Here is a 20,757-nt window from a genome sequence, read left to right as displayed (position 1 = left end):
AAAAAGGCTGTTCACTAAAAAAGTGAACAGCCTTTAGTATTATCTTAATAATATATTAATTATTTCTTTATAATTATGTTAATTTTTACATGTTAATATTGAAAAGCTTATTGATATTTACATGTAAAGGAGAGTCTTTTTATGAAATTAAAAACACGTAGAATTATACTAGCTGTTTGTTTAGCTGTTATTTTGTTAGTTTCGTTTAAAATACTTACTATCTACATTGGTTTAAACGCTGAAAAAGCAAGCAGTAATAACATTAGTTGCAGTATGTTTCAACGACCCTTTTATAATGGTAATTATAGTAAGAGATTTATAGCTAAAAATAACGTAGAATTACGTCTTTGGGCTAAGAATCTTACAGGCACTGGAGTGTTAACTATTACTGACGAGAAAGAACAAGTAGTTTTTACAAAGGATTTTAAACAAATTGAAAATGATTTTTCTTTAGACCTAAAACCTAACATCTATAACATTAATGTTGCTGTTAAAAACTATACAGGTGGTGTTTATGTAGGGCTAAAAAATACTTACCCTATATATAAACTGCCTAATGCAAATTATGAGATTGTAAATAGCAATATTAACAAGGGATTTAATTACCAATACATTTTATTTACCCCTACAAAAGTTAACCATAAAAACATTTTAGTTATGCCCAATAACACTGGCTTAGTTTGTGAGAATATTGAAATACATAAAAATAGCGCTATAAGCTTAGCTATTAAACAAGCACAATTGGCAACTAAATTAGGGGTACCTCTGCTAGTGCCAATATTTCCACGTACTGAGGTTATGGATACCCATTCACTAGATAGAATAACTATTTTAGTTCCTGATAATGAGCGATTAGATTTACAGCTGATAGCTATGGTTAAAGACTGCCAAAAGCGATTAAAAGACGGCGATATAAATGTAGCTAATAAGATTTTAATGTTTGGCTTTTCTGCATCTGGAGATTTTACTGACAGATTTAGCTTTTTACACCCAGAGTTAGTTAAAGCAACTGTAATAGGTGGTTGTAATAATATGGTTCCACTTAAAACGTTTAAGGGTGAAAATTTACCTTATCCTATTGGTGTTTATGACTACCAAGATATCACAGGTAAAGATTTTAATATTAACACTTTTAAAGCAATAAACAGGTTTATTTATAAAGGAAGCAAAGATGAGGGTGGCTGGCAAGTTATCACCAACAATGGTAAAACAAATACCTATACATGGTTAGAGTATTATAATAAGTTCATAACTGAAAATACCAAAAAGCTATCCCAAAGCAAACCTACCCCTGTATATGTAAAGGGAAACTTAAGTGATCAAGATAATGATGTTATTTTGCATAGAGTTTATAATAAAGTGTTACTTGAGAGATTTAAGATAATAAAAGACTTATATGCAAACAAAGGTCTAAGTAATTCTGAATTTAGGATTTATGAAAATGTTAAACATGAAATCACTACGGAAATTGCTAATGATATTTATGAGTTTTTAAAAGACGCCTTAAATGAATAATTAACTGATAAAACCTAATAAATAAAGGCATTGGCTACTTTTTGGCAATGCTTTTATTATTTTTAAATTTATTTTTTAAAGAATTATTGACATTCTCTTGGTAAATAACTATTATTACAGGCGAGTCGAATATTTACTCCGAGTCTTTTTTCCTGGGAAATATATTTTATGGAACTAAGACCGATAGGGTTTAGTTGGAAACGATTAAGCCTCCCAGTGCGGAAAGGGGTATGAATATATAGCTCATTAGTTTAGTGATGCCTGTTAACAGGCTTAGTTGTTTATTAGCTAAATTAAGGGCTATTGTTTAATTACGTAATATATAATTCATCATGCTCCGACTCTGCCTCCGAGTGTTCGATAACTATTTTTGGAGGTATTTAAAATGAATAAAGGAATATTTAAAATTCCCCTACCAAAGAATGAGCCTGTTTTGCACTATGAAAAAGGCAGTGCTGAACGAATCACACTAGTGAACAAGCTTAAAGATCTAAAGAGCCGTGAAATTGAAATTCCTTTAATTATTGGGGGGAAAGAAATTAGAACCGGCAACTTAGAAACCTGCATTATTCCTCATAATCATCAACATATTTTAGCCCATTACCATGTAGCTGGTAAAAAAGAATTGCAAATGGCTATTGAGGCCGCCGAAGTAGCAAAAAAAGAATGGTCTAAGCTTAAGTGGGAACACCGAGCTGCTATTTTTTTAAAGGCTGCAGAACTATTAGCTGGCCCTTGGCGTGCTACTTTAAATGCTGCCACCATGCTTGGGCAAAGTAAAACTGCTCACCAAGCAGAGATTGACTCTGCCTGTGAATTTGCTGATTTTTTACGCTTTAATGTTCAGTTCACAGAACAAATTTATCAAGACCAACCTTATTCAACCAGCACAGAATGGAACAGAATTGAATACAGACCTCTAGATGGTTTTGTTGTTGCTATTTCACCCTTTAACTTTACGGCTATAGGTGGCAACTTACCAACAGCCCCTGCACTTTTAGGCAATACCGTTTTGTGGAAGCCTGCAGGAACAGCTGTTTATTCTAATTACTTTATTATGAAACTATTACAAGAGGCTGGCTTACCTGCTGGGGTTATTAATTTTGTACCTTGTGATGGACCAGCTATAAGTGAAGTAGCAATAGCTCATAAAGACTTTGCAGGTATTCATTTTACTGGCTCAACTCGAGTATTTGAAATTATTTGGCAAAACATTGGCAAAAATATAGACTCATATAGAAGTTACCCTCGTATTGTAGGTGAAACTGGTGGTAAAGATTTTGTATTTGCTCACAAATCATGTGATGCTCAGGCCCTTAAAACTGCTTTAATACGTGGTTCTTTTGAGTACCAAGGTCAAAAGTGTTCAGCTGCCTCACGTGCCTATATTCCAGCAAGCATTTATAACATTATTAAAGATGATTTAATAGCAGACGTTAGTAAAATTTCAGTTGGCGATGTTGAAGATTTTACTAATTATATGAGTGCAGTTATTGATAAAGTGGCCTTTAATAAAATTGCCAGCTATATTGATTACGCTAAAAACTCAAATGAAGCTGAAATTATTACTGGGGGAACCTACGATGACTCTGTAGGCTATTTTATTGACCCTACTATTATAGTAACTAGCAACCCTAAGTTTAAGACAATGCAAGAAGAAATTTTTGGACCTGTACTTACTATTTATGTATATAATGACGAAGAATTTGAAGATACATTACAGCTATGTGATGAAACATCACCTTATGCTTTAACAGGGGCAATTTTTGCTCAGGATAGATATGTAATAGAACATATGGAAGAAGTACTAAGCCACAGTGCTGGTAACTTTTACATTAATGACAAACCAACAGGTGCCGTAGTTGGTCAACAGCCTTTTGGTGGTTCACGTAAGTCAGGAACAAATGACAAGGCAGGAAGTAAATTAAACCTACAGAGATGGGTAACTTTAAGAAATATTAAAGAAAACTTTAATCCGCCTCATTCATATAAGTATAAATTTATGCAAGATTAATTACTACTATAAGTTTTAGTAGATAACTTAATAAACACACAGAAAAAGACCCATATAGGGTCTTTTTCATTTAAAAACCTATAATTTAATGTTTGTAGCCTAGTACCTTAAACACAAAAAAGACCTTAAAGTTTAAAAAACAACATTGACAGTTTTATAAATGCATTGTATAGTGAAGCGGAATTGAATATTCGGCTATTGGTGAAATTGTTAATACGCAATTTCTTAAAAGGGAAGTTTGGTTAAAAGCCAACACGGTCCCGCCACTGTAAAGGTTAGAAATTTATTATTACCACTGTACTTATGTATGGGAAGGAATAAATTTTGTTATGCCTAAGTCAGGAGACCTGCCAGTAGTAACAATGCTGTAATTTACTCACGAGGATGAGGAGGTGTTATTAAACTATGGTAGGATTATGTATTCTACTGTTTTTGATGTTTGCTTTTCGTAAAGGAAAGGTAAAAGCCAACGAGCACCAGCATTTTTTGAATGCTGGTTTTTTTATTTTTTAAGGTGATAATTTGAGGAGGAGAATCATTTGGATATAAAAAGTATTATCACAAACCCTTTTGTTCTTTTGTTTTTAAGTATAGTTTTAGGGCAGTATCTTGGTAAACTTGAGTATAAAAACTTTAAACTAGGTAGCTCTGGGGGGCTATTTGTTGGCATTTTTTTAAGCTACACGGTAACTAAATGGGTAGCTATTAATGGCAATGTTAGTTTTGGAGCCCCTTTTGTTACCAAAGATTTGTTTAGCTTAAGTTTAATTGGCTTTATTGCCTCAGTGGGTCTTATTGCTTCTAAAAACATTAAACAAACTATTAAAAAAAATGGCTTAAAATTTGTATTTTTGGCTTTTGTTATTACATTTACAGGGGCATGTTTAACCCTAATATTTGCTAAATCCTTTACTCACTTTAGTAACGCAAGCATTATTGGTACTTATGTTGGTTCTTTAACAAGCTCGCCAGGATTAGCTACCGCTTTAGAAATGGCTAAAAATTCAGTAGCTAATAGTGAAGCTTTAGTAGGCTTAGGCTATTCAATATCTTATGTACCTGGAGTAGCAATAGTTATTATTTTTGCTCAGTTTATGGGTAAAAAATATACTAAACAAGGTAAAAATGATAACACTAACGACAATATAACAGAATCAAAAAATACTAGTTTTGATATTATAGCTTTTAGCTTTGTATGTTTAACAGGGGTATTACTTGGCAAAGTAAAGATTTATTTGGGTTCTTTTATTGGTAATTTTGCTTTAGGATCAACCGGTGGAGTACTAATTATGTCTTTAATATTAGGTGAGGTAAAAAAAATTGGCTCTATGAACTTTAGTATGAGTAAAAAATCATTATCAGTAGTTAGAGATATTTCTCTTAATATGTTTTTAGCTATTGTTGGATTAAACTATGGCTATAATGCGGTGTCTCTCATACAGAGCTCTGGCTTGCAATTACTATTATTTGGACTTACTACAGGTAGTCTCAGTGTTTTTATGGGCTATGTGGTAGGCAAATTTGTGCTAAAGCTTAATGTAATACACTTAATAGGTGGTATTTGTGGTGGTATGACAAGTACACCAGGTTTAGCGGCCTCTATTGAGGCGGTTAATAGTGAAGAGGTTACGGTAGGATATGGTGCTACTTATCCATTTGCTCTCTTTTTTATGATTTTATTCACTAATATCTTATTTAAAATATAATATTAGGAGTTTAATTTATGAATATACATGAGTATCAGGCAAAGAGAATTTTAAGTAGTTTTAATATAAATGTGCCAAAGGGCAAGGTTGTTTTTAATAAAGAAGATGCGGAAAGACTAGTTTGGGGTTTAGAGAGCGATGTTGTTGCCGTTAAAGCCCAAATTCATGCTGGCGGACGAGGAAAAGCTGGTGGAGTAAAACTGGCAAATAGTATTGACGAGGTTAAAAAATATACCAATGAATTACTAGGTAAAGTTTTAGTTACTCATCAAACTGGTCCCGAGGGTAAACAGGTTAACTGTGTTTTACTAGAAGAAGGTTGTGAGATTGAATCGGAGTATTATTTGGGATTAGTTTTAGATCGTGATACTTCAACAGTTGCTTTAATAGCCTCTGAAGAAGGTGGTACTGAGATTGAGCAGGTTGCCCAAAATAGTCCCGAAAAAATTATTAAGGTTTTTATTAACCCTTTAGTAGGATTAACAGATTTTCAGGCAAGACAAATTGCATATGGAATCAACATGCCTACTCAATTAATTAATAAAGCTGTTAAGGTAATGAAAAATCTTTATAGTTGTTTTATAGAAAAAGACTGCTCTATTGCAGAAATTAACCCATTAGTTATAACTAAGGAAAATGATATTTTAGCCCTTGATGCTAAGCTAAACTTTGATAGCAATGCCCTATACCGTCAAAAAGATATTTTTGCTCTTAGGGACGAGAGTGAAGAAGATAAAAAAGAGCTTGAGGCCTCTAGGTATGGTTTGTCTTATATATCTTTAAATGGTTCTATTGGATGCATGGTTAATGGAGCCGGTTTAGCTATGGCTACTATGGATATTATTAAGCACTACGGCGGTAATCCTGCTAATTTTTTGGATGTTGGTGGTGGTGCTACAGAGGATAAAATAAGTAAGGCTTTAAAAATTATTCTTAGTGATACTAATGTTAAAGGTGTTTTTGTTAATATTTTTGGTGGAATAATGAAGTGTGATGTAATTGCTCGTGGGGTTGTTAATGCCTTAAAAAATACTAAGTTAGATTTGCCTTTAGTAGTTAGATTAGAGGGAACAAATGTAGAAGAAGGTAAACAAATTTTAGTCTCATCTACTCTCGATGTAAACTTAGTTTCAACTCTTAGTGAGGGTGCCCAAACAATAGTCAGCTTAACGGAGGGTAAATAAATGAGTATTTGGATTAATAATAATACCAGAGTAATAGTGCAAGGAATTACAGGCAATACTGCAGCTTATCATACCAAAGCCATGTTGGATTATGGAACTAAAATAGTGGCAGGTGTTACCCCTAATAAGGGTGGAACTACAATTGAAGGGGTTCCTGTTTTTAATACTGTTCAGGAAGCTGTTCAGTTTACAAAGGCCACTACTTCAGTTATATATGTGCCTGCCCCTTATGCTGCTGATGCTATTTTAGAGGCTGTAGACGCTAAGTTAGATTTAGTAATTTGCATTACTGAGCATATTCCTGTTCAAGATATGTTAAGAGTTAAAAACTACATGGTTGGTAAAAAAACTCGTTTAATAGGCCCTAACTGTCCGGGATTAATTACCCCCAATGAATGTAAAATTGGTATTATGCCTGGTTACATTCATCAACAGGGTTGTGTAGGAGTTGTATCACGCTCAGGAACACTAACATATGAGGCTGTACACCAACTTACCCAGCTTGGCATAGGTCAGTCTACTGCCGTTGGAATTGGCGGTGATCCTGTAAATGGTACAGATTTTATTGATGTTTTAGAAGCCTTTAATAATGATCCCTTAACAAAGGTAGTAGTTATGATTGGAGAAATTGGCGGAACTGCTGAAGAACAGGCTTGTGAGTGGATTAAAAAGTATATGAAAAAACCAGTTGTAGGCTTTATTAGTGGTCAAACCGCACCACCTGGTAAAAGAATGGGACATGCTGGAGCAATTATTTCTGGAGGCAAAGGTACAGCTGATGAAAAACTAAACGCCATGCGAAATAGTGGTGTTTTTATAGCTGATACGCCTCAAAAAATAGGCGAAACCGTAGCTAAATTATTAAAATAAGTTATTTTAGGCACAGTAAATTTACTGTGCCTTATTTTATACATTTATATTAAAAATATCTCAGGCTGTTTTCTTTCGGTTAATTTTTTTGCCATATTTTTAATTTTTTCATTAAATACTTCATTTTGTAATACTCTGGCTTGCTGTTTGCATAATCTTACACATCTAAAACAAAGTATACATTTTTGCACATCTGTTTTGTTAAAGTCTTTACTATCTATTGCTAACATTGGACATTCAGTGCTACACACTCCACAATTTGTACACTCAGCTGTTGATTGAGGTACTAGTTTATTATTTCGCTGCATTGGCTCGGGTATATTGCCCTTAACTATTAAAGTATTGTGGGTATACTCTTTACTGTCAATAGTTTTAATAATAGATTTTGCAAATTGTATTTGGTGTTTTTGGTCTTTTTCATCTGGTCTATTAGTAGCGATTTCAGCCAATAACGAATGTTCTGCTATATATGCTGCAGCAGCAATTGTGATAAAGCCATTTAACTTAAGGTAATAGTTTAACTCAGCTAATGAATCATCGTACGCTCTATTACCATAAACAACAATGGGTACTGCAAGAGTTTGGCACCCTTTTACTCTTTTCAAAATCTCTGTAACTGGTTCTGGTAGTCTACCACTATAAACAGGAGCACCAATAATAACTAAATCATCTTTGGTAAAGTTATAGTCTAACTCTCTATTATGATAAGGCGTTAAATTTATTTCTTCAACTTCTATATCTTTAAATCCTAAAGCTATGTTCTGCAAAGTCTTTTTGGTTGTATCGGTTGGGCTAAAATAAACTATGTAAAGCTTTTTAATGTTCATTATTCTCTCCCTTATTTATTTATATATTATAATAAATGTATTTCTAACGTTTAACAAGCATAAAAATTAAATACCATATTGCTTATTGATAATGTTTATCAATAAGCAATACAGGGTAAATAAAAATAAGAGTTCAATACATTATCCTAAATAATATGCTGATAATAGAATTAATAATTAGATTATTGCTGTAATTTAGATAGTGTATTGGTTTAGCAAATATATTTATTTTAATATGTTAGGAGGTTTTTTTATGAACAATGTTTTATTTGCATTTGGCTTAACACTCTTTGCTGGTTTATCTACAGGTATAGGTAGTGCTTTAGCATTTTTTACAAAAAAAACTAATAAAGAGTTTTTATCCGGAGCGTTAGGTTTCTCTGCTGGTGTTATGATTTATGTATCTTTTGTAGAGATATTTGTTAAATCTAAAGATGCCTTACAACTTGCTTTAGGTGATTTTAAGGGATATATGTTTACCACCATAGCTTTTTTTGGGGGAATGGCTGTAATAGCATTAATTGATAGACTAGTACCCTCTTTTACAAACCCACATGAACCTAAAGACATTAATGATGAAAATGCTATAAAACAAAATGAAAAGTTACAGCTTAAACGTATGGGTATGTTTTCGGCTTTAGCAATTGCTATTCATAACTTTCCAGAGGGCTTAGCTACTTTTACTAGTGCTCTAAAAGATCCAACACTAGGCATAAGTATTGCCATTGCAATAGCCATTCACAATATACCAGAGGGTATAGCGGTTTCAGTTCCTTTATATTATGCTACAGGTAATCGAAAAAAAGCCTTTTTATTATCTTTTTTATCTGGATTATCTGAGCCGGTTGGTGCTTTAGTTGGTTATACAATACTGTATAGATACTTTAACGATGTTGTTTTTGGAGTTTTATTTGCAGCAGTAGCAGGTATAATGGTATTTATTGCTTTAGATGAGCTATTACCAACAGCTGAAAAATACGGCAAACATCATATTGCAATTTATGGCTTAGTTTTAGGTATGGTAGTTATGGCATTAAGCTTAGTATTGTTTAGTTAATAATAACTTGCTTGTATTATAATTAGATATTTAAGAGGAGACTAATATGGAAATTAGGTTTGCTACACCTAAAGATATAGATTTTATTAAATCTTACGATAAACATATGCTATTAACAAAACTGCCTGCTAAAGTAAAGGGCAAGGAGTATTTAATTGCCATGTTAAATGATAAGGCCGTTGGCTTATTGCGCTATAACTATTTTTGGGACAATACTCCTTTTATTAATATGCTTTATGTTAAAAAGGAACACCGCTCTAAGGGTATTGGAAAAGAATTAATGGGTTTCTTTGAGCAGGAGATGAAAAAAGAGAGCCATGATATAATTATGACCTCTACTTTATCAAATGAAAATGCTCAGCATTTTTACCGAAAACTAGGTTACCAAGACAAGGGTTGTTTAATGCTTGAGAATGAGGCATTGGAGATTATTTTTGTTAAAAATATTTAACTGTGTTGAGTTTTAGCTTAGAGGTATAAAATATTATTAAAAAAGTCACGTAGGTGGCTTTTTTTGTTTTGTAAAAAGTTATTAAATTTTTAAAGCCTGACCCCATTTTGTTTAGTTTAAGGTTTTTATGTTTATGCTATTAATATAAGCTTTACGTGAGGTGAATTATGAATAAAAAATTGTTAGTAGTATTCTTAATATTAATAGCAGTTTCTTTTGTTAGTTTTAAGTTATCTGGTAGAGACTATGCTACTTTAACTAATAGTGGTAAACCTACTGTTACTGTATCTATTGCCCCTCAGCGTACTTTTGTTAAGGCTGTCGCAGGGGATTTAGTAGAGGTTGTAACAGTTATTCCTACTGGCTTTAGTCCTGCCAATTATGAGCCTAGCCCCAAAGATGCTATGTCATTAAGTAAAACAGCTATTTATTTTACTATTGGAGTACAGTCTGAGAGAGATTATATTTTACCAACCCTTAAGTCTTTTAATAAGTCATTAAAGGTTGTTGAACTACACAAAAAGGTGGAAGAAATTTATTTACCCCTATATTTAGGTGATAAAAAAGATGAATCCAGTCGAGATCCTCATATTTGGTTGTCTCCTTTAAGGGTTAAAGTGATGGTACAAGTAATTTGTAATGAGTTATGTGAACTAGACCCTAAAAATGAAGAAACCTACAAAAAAAACACTCAGGATTATTTAGAGGCTTTGCAGCTTTTACATAAATCTATACTTAACAGCTTAAGCAATACCACTAAACGTTCTTTTATTGTGTACCACCCTGCTTATGGTTATTTTGCAAATGACTATAATTTGTTGATGACAGCTGTTGAGAGTGATGGAAAAGAAGCAACTGCTAAAAGAATTAAAGAGGTTGTTGATTTTGCCAAACAGGAGGATATTAGGTTTATTTTTTACCAAGATGAGTTTGATGATAATCAGGCAAATATTATTGCCACAGAAATTAATGGCACAGTTATTAAAACTTCTCCTCTCGCCTCTAATTATGTTGAGAATATGCAATTAATAGCTGAAAATATTGCTAATGCCTTAAAATAGCTAATATGAGTATTTTATTTGTAGATAATATTAGCTATAGGCAACAAGGCAACCACCTAATTAAAGACATTTGTTTTAATGTTAATAAGGGTGATTTTATAGGCATTGTTGGACCTAATGGTGGAGGGAAAACTACTTTAGTTAAAGTTTTAATGGGTTTAGCAAGACCAACTTGTGGAAGCTTTAGTTACCAAAGTGATTTAAGGGTTTCTTATGTACCCCAAAAGGAAAGCTTTATACGAGGCTTTCCAATTAGTGTTTTAGATACTATTTTAACAGGCTCTTTGCCTAAAAATATTAAACCTCATTTTAGGTATAATAACGAAGTTAAAGATAGGTGTTTTGGCTTAATGAAAAAGTTAAATATTATTGATTTAAAACACAAAAATATTTCGTTGTTATCGGGTGGAGAGTTACAAAAGGTTTTAATTGCAAGGGCCTTAATTAGTGAGCCAAATTTAATTATGTTAGATGAGCCAACAGCTAATATTGATTGTTATACAGAGAATGAAATATTTAAGATTTTACGTGATTTGAATAGTAAAATGACAATTTTAGCTATTAGTCATAATCTTGCTAAGCTAGTTGAATATGCTACTAGTTTTGTAGTTATAAATTGTGAGCTATTGTATTTTGGTAAAGATAAAAGTGTATTAAAGCAGTATTTAACAAATAATTTTAGGATTTAATAGGTGCAATTATGAGTATACTTCGGCAGTTATTAGGGTATCATTTTATTTTAAACGCCGCGCTTGCTGCTTTTTTTGCTAGCATAGCCTGTGGTTTTATTGGTACTATTATTGTTGAAAAAAAACTAGTAAGTATTAGTGGAGGTATTGCCCATGCCTCATTTGGAGGAATTGGCTTAGGTTATTTATTAAGTTTTGAGCCAATTTATGGGGCGTTAATCTTTGCGATTTTAGCTGCTTTAGGTATTAGTTATGTAAAAAACAAAGTTTCAGCCTATGCGGATACAGTTATAGGAATCTTTTGGTCTGTTGGTATGTCTTTAGGTATTATTTTTATTGCCCTTACCCCAGGTTATGCCCCCAATATGTCATCTTATTTATTTGGTAATATTCTTACTGTTTCTACCGTTTATTTGCGGGTCATGGCTTTAATAACAGTAGTTATTATGCTTGTAATAATTTTGTTTTTTAATTATTGGCAATGCTTTTTGTTTGATGAACAGTATTGTAAAACTTTAGGAATTAATGTTAAGTTGCTAGAGAATATTTTGATGATACTAATAGCATTATGTGTTGTAAGCCTTGTTAAGGTAGTAGGGGTGGTTCTGTCTTTAGCTCTATTCACTATTCCCCCTGCAATTACTCGAATGTTTACTTACAATCTAAAAAATATTATTATAGGCTCCTGTATTATGGGTTTATTCTTTACGTTATTAGGTCTTGGCTGGTCATATGTTTTTGATATTCCTTCGGGGGCAACTATTGTTATAATCTCGGCTTTCTTTTATTTAGTTAGCTTGGTTTTTACTAAAACAGGCTTAACGAACACAAATAGCTCTAGTTAGTTTGTAATCATTATATGTATTGTTTGGTAAATTTAATTAACTTATAATTGATTCAAAAGGACTGTCGTATTAAGTATTGAGCTTAATTATTAAAACTTGAACTAGAATTATGAGCTATCTATATTAACTTTGAGGTTAAGAAATTAATTGATGTGACATCCCTTTTTTTTAAACGGGAGGTTTATAATGACTATAAATGTAAGACCCTATAACAGAGAGCAAGACTATGACAAAATAAATATATTTTTGCAAAATAGTTACGGTGAATTAGGTAAACCTTATGAAAACTGGTTACAGCCTCGTTGGGAATACATGCACTATCACCCCTATACTAATGCTAATGACTTTCATAAAATAGGTGTTTGGGAGCACAACAAACAGATAGTTGCTGTAGCAAATTATGAGCATAAACCAGGCCGCTGTTATTTTCAGGTTGACCCTAAGCATAGCTATTTAAAAGATGAAATGATAACATATGCTGAGAATTTTTTAACAGGCTCCGAGAATAACCGAAAATTTTTAAAGTTCTACCCTGCTAGTTTTGATTACAAATATCTAGAGTTGTTGACTAAAAGAGGATATAAGCCAGTGGAGATTGACAAAAAGTGGTGTGAAGTCACCCAGTATGATTTATTAAAACCAGTACCACAGGTTAAGCTACCAAATGGCTTTAAGTTACAGAGCTTGGCAACTGAAAATGATATTTATAAAGTTGATAGAGCACTATGGCGAGGCTTTAACCATGAAGGAGAACCTAATCCTGCAGATATTAGTGGTAGAAAGTATCTGCAAAGCGCTCCAAATTTTAAGATGGCCTTAAATATTGTGGTAGTTGCTCCTAACGGCAATTATGTTTCTTATAGTGGCATTTGGTATGATTCTGTAAACGAAATTTCTTATGTAGAACCAGTAGCTACCGATCCGGACTACCGCAAAATGGGTTTAGGAAAAGCGGCAGTTTTAGAGTGTTTAAGGAGAACAAAAGCTATGGGGGCCAAATACGCTATAGTGGAATCGGGCCAAGAGTTTTATCATGCTATAGGGTTTAAAAATTTGTTTTACAAATGCCCGTGGGTTAAGTATTTTTCATAATAAAGTAAAAATGGCTGTCGCTCTTAAGGAGAAAACAGCCATTTATGGTTTTATGGGGAAGAGTTTTCATCTACTAGTGCACTACTATCTTCCTCAAATTTAATTGCCTCAGAAGGGCTTATTTTATTTTTAAACAGCTTTATAGATTCATCATTCAGCTTAAAGAATGACACTACAATACAATTTTTATCATCATACAAAGCAGCTCTATTAAAATTATTATATAGTATATCATGTGAGTTTTCATTAGCTAAAAGATACTCATTAATTTTTTCCATTAGTTGCTGTAAATAATTATAGCTATATTTAACTTTCTTAATTATAAGATTTTGGTTTTGAGTTACTTTTTTTAATTCAGACCTATATTTACTACTATCATCTGTCACTAATGTTACTAACTCTTTATCCTCATTAATATACATACCCCCATATAAATCTGTTTTATTCTTTATATTAAACCAATTTAAAAGTTTATTATAATTAGTCATTGATTGTATTTGCTTTTGCATATAATAATTGTCAGTTTTTAGGATTTTAATTTGCATTGTATTATAACCAACTAAAAAACAAGTTAATAACAAACACAAAACTACTATTGCTTTTTTCATAGAATTTACTATTCTACAATATCAACATTCAATTCATCACGTATATAACTTGCAACAACATAAAAGCTATATTTTCCAGAAGAACCCTTATGTATTCCAGCAGTGACATATCTATTATTAGAAGACTCTACCCCAACAAAACCTCCACTATCCCCTGCATCTGAACTATAATCGGTTTGAACAAGGTTAGTAAATACGGTATCTCCAACTCTGGCGGTAACACTAGAGGCTATTACAACACCTATAGTTTTATTTGTGGCGTGTCCAAACTTACTCACAGTTAATCCTACAGCTGGTAAAAAATTAGCACCATCTAACTGGCTATAGTCTCGCTCTTGATAGATAATATTCGTTAGTCGGCAATTTTTATCTGTTACTTCAAAAAATGATGCATCAACTTTGCCACCGTATTTTATTATTCTTACCCTTCCCAAAACATTACCTTGCTCATCAATAATTGTGTCGTTGCCCCGCATACCGTGACCACAGGTTACATAACCATATACAGCACCCTCTGGAGAGTTCCACTTAGCTTTAAACCCAGATGATATCCAGTTTTTTGCCCCAATTTTTTGCCCCACATAAGCAGTGCTTTCATCTAGAATGGGCTTACTATCTTCTTTAAATATAAGACATTCAGAAGAGCATACTTTATTTTTAAATAATTTAATGTAGTCTTCATTAATTCTAAAAAGAGATACTACAATGCAGTTTTTATCATCATGTAAAGTAATTCTATTGATATTGTTAATTATTTTATCATCACTTTTTTGATTCATGTAAAGATAACTATTAATTTTGTTCATTGTTTGCTGTAAATGACTATAACTAAATTTAACCTTTTTAATTATTAAATTATCATTATTAGTTAACTTAATTAGTTCATTAACTACTGTTTTATTATTTTCTGTTACTAAAGTCACCAACTGCTTTTTGTCATTTAGGTATGCCCCACCAAAATAATTACTTATGTTATTCTTTGTTGCCAACAAAGATGTATCTTTATTATTAACTGCCTCTATAATTTTATTGTATTCAGTTAATGATTGAAACTGTTTGTTTAACAGTTGATCATTTAAAGTTACATTTCTATCTGCTATGGCATTCACATTGCTTACAGTACAAATAAATAAAGCTAATAAAACTACTAATACTTTTTTCATTCTTAATAATCCTTTCTTATTTTAAATTAACATTTTAAATATCTTAGTTAATTAGTTTAATTTTCCACATACACACTCATATTCCTCTTTTAAATGTTTAATGGCAAATAAGTTTAATACAAGAAAGGTAAAATTTTGTATAACCCCAGTTAAGTGTTTAGTGCTAAATTAACAATTGTAATAGTATTGGCATCGTAGTTTATTAGTCCTTCTTTTTTCATTTTTTGAAGCTCTCTTGATAAAGAGCTTCTTTGTACCGCAAATTTTTCAGCCAGCTCTTTTTTGGTAAGTGGTAGCTTAATTATTCTAGATTGCTGATTATGGTACTCTTGTTGCAAAAACTCAACTATATATCTTCGTAAAGACTTTCTGTTTAGTGATTTAACTTTGGTAGCTAAAAAAATAGCTTGTTCAGATACCAACAGTAGGAATTGTTGCAAAAATAAACTATTATTATGACACAAATCTAGTATAGTATTTTTATTTATTTGCAAAATACTTGTTTGTGTTTTTGCAATAAAGGTCATTGGGTATTTATTGTTATTAGCAAACAGCAAATTAGCGCCAATTGTTTCACCTTTATTGATATGTTTTATTAAAACTACATTGCCGTTTTTGTTAATATCTTGAACCACTAACCTACCCTTTAAAATTAAATCTAGGCTAAGACATTCTTTTTGTTCCATATAAACTATTCTGTTTTTCTTAAAGATTGCTATTCTACTACTAACATTAAGTAGTTTTTGCTGCTCCTGTTCATTAAGTACTGCAAATAAGGGGTTATTGTTTAATAGTTTAAAGTATTTTTCTAAGTTCATATTTTTACTCCAATTAGTTACCTTGGTAACTGATGTAATCTTTATTTAAGTATATTATAAAGGTATCAATCTAAGAAGGTGGTTTATATGGATATTTTCACAATAATTTTGTGGATATTAGCTATTGTAGCTTTAGTTATGTCTTTATTGAAAAATAAAGCCAAAACTTTTAAGTCTTTAACTATGGCTAAAGGCATGATGAAAAATATGTTTAGCAGTATTTTTGCTATACTTTTGTTTATTGGCTTGTTGCTTAGTTTTGTTCCTCCATCAGCTATTCAAGTTATATTTAATAAAACAAACGTAGTGTTTTCAACAATAATTGCTGCCTTTGTTGGTGGCATAACTTTAATACCTGCCTTTGTAGCTTTTCCATTAGTGAACTCTTTTACAAGCGTAGGAGTAAGTATTGTACCAGCAACTGCTTTTTTAACAACTCTTACAATGGTTGGTTTTGTTACTTTTCCACTAGAAAAAAAGGAATTTGGTATTAAGTTTGCTTTAATGAGAAATATATATAGCTTTGTATTTGCAATTATCATAGCATTAATCATGGGGGTAATTTTAAGATGATAGTAAGTGTTGTTAAAAAAAATAAGTTATTTACATTTGTATTGTTACTATATATTGTTGCTGCTTTTTTAACTCCCAATAAGGCCATAGACTCGCTTTATAATAGTGTTTATTATATAAAAGAAATGGCTTTAATAATGCCTATAATTTTAATTATTACTACCTTAATTGAAACTTGGATACCCAAAAAAGTAATTACTAAAAATTTAGGTAAACAATCAGGTCTAAAAGGTATTCTGTTCTCATTTGTTTTGGGTAGTATTTCAGCTGGACCAATTTATGCCGCCTTTCCTATCTGTAAAATGCTTTTTTCTAAAGGAGCTAGTGTTTATAATATTGTTATTATTTTAAGTTCATGGGCTGTAATTAAAATTCCTATGTTAATAAATGAGTTTAAGTTTTTAGGCCTAAATTTTATGATTACCAGATGGATTTTAACAGTAATAGCTATTTTAATGATTGCTTACCTAATTAGTAAAACTGTTAAGCCCGTAGATATTAAGACTAGTAGTAAAGCTAAAAAACCAATTATAGCTACTCAATACTGTATTAAGTGTGGCGTTTGTGTTAAAAACTATCCAAATATTTTTAAAATTAACAATAATAAAGTTTGCATTAATAAGGATTTAGATATTAGCAAATATAAAGCAGAACTTAAAGATGCAGCTGATAAATGTCCAGTAAAAGCAATATCGGATAAACTGTAATTAGTACTACAAACAGATAGTTTGCACTACCCCTATAGGAGTGTTACTGAGTGGCGCCTTAAGACGCTGATTTCACTTTGTCTTGACACTATTGCCACCCTAAAGGGACATTGTATTGTTAGCATTTTAACGGCAATTTAAACATAATAATATATATGTAACAGAATAAGCCAGTTATATGCAGTACCTTTCAATAATCTATTTGCCTTTTTTACTCTTTTTTAAAACATGAATGGACTATTGATGAAGGTGCTGAGGCACGGAATTTACGGTAAGCAATAATACCTTCTTTTTTCTTCGTGTACTTTGTGGTTAAACAAAAAACGTATCAATTATGAAAAGATATACTTGAGCGATAGCAGCTGATAACATAGCCAACTGTTAAACTATTTATGGAAAAACTTGTTAAATTATAAATGAAAAGTAATACAAAAGAATAAAACTTACTCCTAAGTGTATAAGGAAAAAACATACAATTAAAATACCAGCCACATAGTGGGTGGCGACTCAACGGGATTAAGTAAATAATTAGGTAATCTGAAAAATCAAATCTTTACCTTTTAATTTACTAAAAATTATGTTAAGTGAAACGCTGTGGTATAATATATGTTAATTGGAGGTGGCTATAATGGGAAGTAAAAATTCCTCAAGAAGATTTAGCTTTAGTGATTTTATTAACCAAAGCCTTTTGAAAGTCTTTAATACTATTAAGAGGTTTCCATTAACTGCTATATTCTTATTTGCCTTGGCATCAATTTTAATTTATTTAAATGAGATATCTTATTTATCTACAATAGAAGAGCCTTTGCAAAGACTTGCTGGAACATTGGTATTTGCAGTAGCCTGCTCTTTATTTTTCAGTGCAATAAGAGAAAAGTATGGTGAAAATCTAACTGTTTTTGCAACTATTATTAACTATTTAGTGCAAATTGCTTTTGTGTTTTTGTTTTATCAGTTCGTTTATATTAATACAGAAATGGTGGCAGTATTAACCCTGTGGCTTACAGTTGCAGCATTATTAATTGCATTTGTTTTTATTCCCTATATTTCAAAAAAAGGTATCGAGATTTACATTACAAAGTTAATTAACAAAGCCGCAGTGAGTGTATTTTTTATGTTGTGTATTACCTTAGGTGTCATTGCTGTTTTTGCTGGCATAAAAGCATTGTTAATAAATGATTTAAATACAGACTTATATTACTATACCTTTATTATCGCTGCCGTAATATTTGCTCCCCTAAACTTTTTAGCTAATCTGCCTTACAAGGCCCAAAAGTACAAGTTGAAGGATTTTAATTGGTTATTAAAGGTAGCTTTTACGTATATAGCTCTACCTTTACTATCTATTTATACTGTAATTCTTTATTTATACTTTGGAAAAGTCTTAATTACAACTACGTGGCCTAGCGGAATTGTATCTTATTTAGTTGTAACATATGCCGCAATTGGCATTGCCTCTATTTTTATTTTATCGCCTTACAAAGATAAAAATAGATGGGTTGGGGGTTTTTCAGTTATCTATAGCAAAGCAGTTTTTCCTTTATTGGCAATGATGTTTTATGCCATTATTGTTAGAATTAATCAATATGGATTCACTGAAAATAGGTACTTTGTTTTAATTATAGGCATTTGGGCTACCTTAGTGATGCTGTATGTTAATTTTAATAAAGGTAAACGTAATATTGTTTTTTTAATAAGTTTAGCTTTAACTTTGTTAGTATGTGCTTACGGCCCCTTAAGTGCCTTTAATATTTCTATTAATAGCCAAAATAAGCGTTTTAATAGTATCTTAAATGAGTACAATATGATTCAAAATCAAACTATTGTGGCAAGTAGTAACGTTTCGGATAACCATAAACGAGAAATAAGTAATATTTTGTACTACTTTAATGATAATCATGATTTTTCACAGCTAAAGATACTGCCTAAGGACTTTAAGTTTAAAGACATGGAAACTCTATTTGGATTTAAAGAATATTACAATATTCCTCATACTAAATCTAATAATTTTTATTATAACCGTGGTGATGAAATTCTTGATATAAGCGGCTATCAACTTTTATTCGACTTTTATCTTGATAATTATAGTAATAAAGATATCGATGGTTTTATAGTCAATAACGAAGAATATAACATAAGCTTTAATGACAATATGCTGGTAATAAGTAAAAACAATGAAGAGTTAATCTCAGTGAATCTTAAGGACTATGCAACTACCCTATATAAAAAATATAAGTTAAAATACAAAGGTAACTTTACAGCTAATCAACTTAGCTTTAAAACCGAAAATGATGCCATCGAGATTAAATTTTATTTTAATCAGTTTAATGGTTACGTAGATGAAGCCAATGATATTGTTAATTTTAGTAATGCCCAAGGAAAAATGTTAATAAAACTTAAGTAATTAATTGATATATATAAAAAGAACACAAAGCTATATTATTTGTGTTCTTTTTTTTGATTTTTTGATTATTTAAAGACTAAATAAAAAATACTCAAGCTGATTAGGAGCTATTATTTTAGCTGCTTTATCTTGATTTAAGCCCTCTACATTTGTGAGATTTAATTCAGTATTGTGTTTAAGTTTTTGAATTCTTTCTACCATATCCACTGCAAAATAGGTAATTGTAGGATTAATAAAATTATTTGTTTGATGTAAACCTATAATTGTTAATCCATCTGTTAAAATAGCCCAGGGGTAATGCCCTACGGTATCAACAACTACCTTAAAGCCCAGTTTTTTTAGGCTTAAAATAATTGGTTTAATATCCTGTACTGCAAAAGATATCTCCCCATACAAACCACATAGATTATTGGGGTAATGTTCGTGTTCTTGAGGTTGTAATTCATTTAGCATAATTAATTTATGATTTAATTTTAGTTTTGGTTTATGCTCTATTATATACATCTTAATTTTGTTAGCAATATTAAGATGAACTGTATCGCTATTAAAAATTATAGTGGCATTATAGTTAATATTTTGATTTCTTAAAAACTGTTTTTTTGCTTCAAGACAGTCTGTAAAGTATACTATGCTGTACTGATTTTGATTAAGAGACTGATCCTTACTTAACAGAATGTTTAAAGAATTATCACTCATAAGGTCAAAACTAGCTGTTTCTATAATAACGTTATATGATAAATCTAAGTAATGCTTTTTTAATTCTTGACTAAAGTTACCTACAAAATGAGCACAATGTAGACCTAAGAAAAATGGTGAATTATGCAATAACATCAAACCTCCTCATCTAATACTATTCCAATTATATCAAACAATGTAACCATTATTTTAAATTATTTGTTAAATATTACGTTAATTTATTATGTTATTTTTGCTTAATTTTATTGCATTTATACATTGGGCTTGGTACTATATACCTATGTTATAAACGAACTATAACAGCGCACATTTTTAATATGTTCGTGTGTATAATCCTGGTAATATGGTCCAGAAGTCTCTACCGAATCGCCCTAAAAAGATTCGACTACACCGATTACACTTTGCTAGTGTATCAATAGAGCTTCTTTCCTTTTTTTGGGTAAGAGGTTTTTTTATTTACTAGCTACTGTTATTCTG

At 31.3% G+C, this 20,757-nt stretch carries 19 protein-coding genes and 3 riboswitches; of the genes, 14 read left to right on the top strand and 5 right to left on the bottom strand.

Translation table 11 applies throughout. The features are described 5' to 3' along the window. Positions 1-141 precede the first annotated feature (141 nt). The 5 genes from IMX26_RS12045 to sucD all read left to right on the top strand — a co-directional run bounded on the left by IMX26_RS12045 (position 142) and on the right by sucD (position 7,289). On the top strand, positions 142-1,515 hold the full coding sequence (locus tag IMX26_RS12045; protein WP_195158636.1) for a hypothetical protein: 1,374 nt from the start codon (positions 142-144) through the stop codon (positions 1,513-1,515). 124 nt (positions 1,516-1,639) lie between these two features. Continuing rightward, a riboswitch (molybdenum cofactor riboswitch) is annotated at positions 1,640-1,760 on the top strand. A 140-nt stretch (positions 1,761-1,900) separates the two neighbouring features. Further along, on the top strand, positions 1,901-3,529 hold the full coding sequence (gene pruA, locus IMX26_RS12040) for an L-glutamate gamma-semialdehyde dehydrogenase (RefSeq protein WP_195158635.1): 1,629 nt from the start codon (positions 1,901-1,903) through the stop codon (positions 3,527-3,529). A gap of 182 nt (positions 3,530-3,711) precedes the next feature. Beyond that, positions 3,712-3,899: riboswitch (cobalamin riboswitch) on the top strand. Positions 3,900-4,068: 169 nt separating this feature from the next. Then, complete coding sequence (locus IMX26_RS12035; RefSeq protein ID WP_195158634.1) at positions 4,069-5,235, top strand: YidE/YbjL duplication; 1,167 nt, start codon at positions 4,069-4,071, stop codon at positions 5,233-5,235. 17 nt (positions 5,236-5,252) lie between these two features. Continuing rightward, positions 5,253-6,419, top strand: a complete 1,167-nt coding sequence (sucC, locus tag IMX26_RS12030) for an ADP-forming succinate--CoA ligase subunit beta (protein WP_195158633.1) — start codon at positions 5,253-5,255, stop codon at positions 6,417-6,419. Further along, positions 6,420-7,289 carry a succinate--CoA ligase subunit alpha gene (sucD, locus tag IMX26_RS12025; RefSeq protein ID WP_195158632.1) on the top strand — a complete coding sequence of 290 codons (870 nt, stop codon included), beginning with the start codon at positions 6,420-6,422 and terminating at the stop codon, positions 7,287-7,289. It begins immediately after the preceding gene. A gap of 44 nt (positions 7,290-7,333) precedes the next feature. On the opposite strand, the gene IMX26_RS12020 is transcribed toward sucD, so the two are convergent. After that, a complete protein-coding gene (locus IMX26_RS12020; protein ID WP_195158631.1) occupies positions 7,334-8,116 on the bottom strand; it encodes a 4Fe-4S dicluster domain-containing protein in 783 nt (260 codons plus the stop codon). Positions 8,117-8,369: 253 nt separating this feature from the next. On the opposite strand from IMX26_RS12020, the gene zupT reads away from it, so the two are divergent. The 6 genes from zupT to IMX26_RS11990 all read left to right on the top strand — a co-directional run bounded on the left by zupT (position 8,370) and on the right by IMX26_RS11990 (position 13,311). After that, the gene (zupT, locus tag IMX26_RS12015) at positions 8,370-9,173 is read left to right on the top strand and encodes a zinc transporter ZupT (protein ID WP_195158630.1); all 804 of its coding nucleotides are present in this window, start codon (positions 8,370-8,372) and stop codon (positions 9,171-9,173) included. A gap of 46 nt (positions 9,174-9,219) precedes the next feature. Beyond that, positions 9,220-9,624 (top strand): GNAT family N-acetyltransferase, encoded by a 405-nt coding sequence (locus IMX26_RS12010; protein WP_195158629.1) that lies wholly within the window; start codon positions 9,220-9,222, stop codon positions 9,622-9,624. Between the two features lie 167 nt (positions 9,625-9,791). Beyond that, positions 9,792-10,685, top strand: coding sequence for a zinc ABC transporter substrate-binding protein (locus IMX26_RS12005; RefSeq protein ID WP_195158628.1), 894 nt, complete (start codon positions 9,792-9,794; stop codon positions 10,683-10,685). A gap of 5 nt (positions 10,686-10,690) precedes the next feature. Then, positions 10,691-11,374, top strand: a complete 684-nt coding sequence (locus IMX26_RS12000; RefSeq protein WP_195158627.1) for an ATP-binding cassette domain-containing protein — start codon at positions 10,691-10,693, stop codon at positions 11,372-11,374. 11 nt (positions 11,375-11,385) lie between these two features. Continuing rightward, positions 11,386-12,219 (top strand): metal ABC transporter permease, encoded by an 834-nt coding sequence (locus tag IMX26_RS11995; protein ID WP_195158626.1) that lies wholly within the window; start codon positions 11,386-11,388, stop codon positions 12,217-12,219. 186 nt (positions 12,220-12,405) lie between these two features. Beyond that, positions 12,406-13,311 carry a GNAT family N-acetyltransferase gene (locus IMX26_RS11990; RefSeq protein WP_195158625.1) on the top strand — a complete coding sequence of 302 codons (906 nt, stop codon included), beginning with the start codon at positions 12,406-12,408 and terminating at the stop codon, positions 13,309-13,311. A gap of 50 nt (positions 13,312-13,361) precedes the next feature. Here IMX26_RS11990 and IMX26_RS11985 read toward each other — a convergent pair whose 3' ends face one another. The 3 genes from IMX26_RS11985 to IMX26_RS11975 all read right to left on the bottom strand — a co-directional run bounded on the left by IMX26_RS11985 (position 13,362) and on the right by IMX26_RS11975 (position 15,900). Beyond that, a complete protein-coding gene (locus tag IMX26_RS11985; RefSeq protein WP_195158624.1) occupies positions 13,362-13,919 on the bottom strand; it encodes a hypothetical protein in 558 nt (185 codons plus the stop codon). A gap of 8 nt (positions 13,920-13,927) precedes the next feature. After that, positions 13,928-15,082 (bottom strand): hypothetical protein, encoded by a 1,155-nt coding sequence (locus IMX26_RS11980; protein ID WP_195158623.1) that lies wholly within the window; start codon positions 15,080-15,082, stop codon positions 13,928-13,930. Between the two features lie 149 nt (positions 15,083-15,231). Continuing rightward, positions 15,232-15,900 (bottom strand): Crp/Fnr family transcriptional regulator, encoded by a 669-nt coding sequence (locus IMX26_RS11975; protein WP_195158622.1) that lies wholly within the window; start codon positions 15,898-15,900, stop codon positions 15,232-15,234. Between the two features lie 87 nt (positions 15,901-15,987). Here IMX26_RS11975 and IMX26_RS11970 point away from each other — a divergent pair, with 87 nt between their 5' ends. From IMX26_RS11970 to IMX26_RS11960, 3 genes are all read left to right on the top strand, one after another. Next, the gene (locus IMX26_RS11970) at positions 15,988-16,473 is read left to right on the top strand and encodes a permease (RefSeq protein WP_195158621.1); all 486 of its coding nucleotides are present in this window, start codon (positions 15,988-15,990) and stop codon (positions 16,471-16,473) included. Continuing rightward, entirely contained in the window at positions 16,470-17,180 is a 711-nt protein-coding gene (locus IMX26_RS11965) for a permease (protein ID WP_195158620.1), read from the top strand. The genes IMX26_RS11970 and IMX26_RS11965 overlap by 4 nt, the downstream gene beginning before the upstream one ends. 628 nt (positions 17,181-17,808) lie before the next feature. After that, positions 17,809-19,584 carry a DUF4153 domain-containing protein gene (locus IMX26_RS11960; RefSeq protein WP_195158619.1) on the top strand — a complete coding sequence of 592 codons (1,776 nt, stop codon included), beginning with the start codon at positions 17,809-17,811 and terminating at the stop codon, positions 19,582-19,584. A 69-nt stretch (positions 19,585-19,653) separates the two neighbouring features. Here IMX26_RS11960 and IMX26_RS11955 read toward each other — a convergent pair whose 3' ends face one another. Continuing rightward, complete coding sequence (locus IMX26_RS11955) at positions 19,654-20,415, bottom strand: hypothetical protein (RefSeq protein WP_195158618.1); 762 nt, start codon at positions 20,413-20,415, stop codon at positions 19,654-19,656. 170 nt (positions 20,416-20,585) lie between these two features. After that, positions 20,586-20,687, top strand: a riboswitch (purine riboswitch). The last annotated feature ends 70 nt before the right edge of the window (positions 20,688-20,757 follow it).

It is taken from the genome of Clostridium sp. 'deep sea' (assembly GCF_014931565.1).
Taxonomy (GTDB): Bacteria; Bacillota; UBA994; order PWPR01; family PWPR01.
Note: the sequence above shows the minus strand (reverse complement) of the source record. Positions and strands in the feature narration are given on the sequence as shown.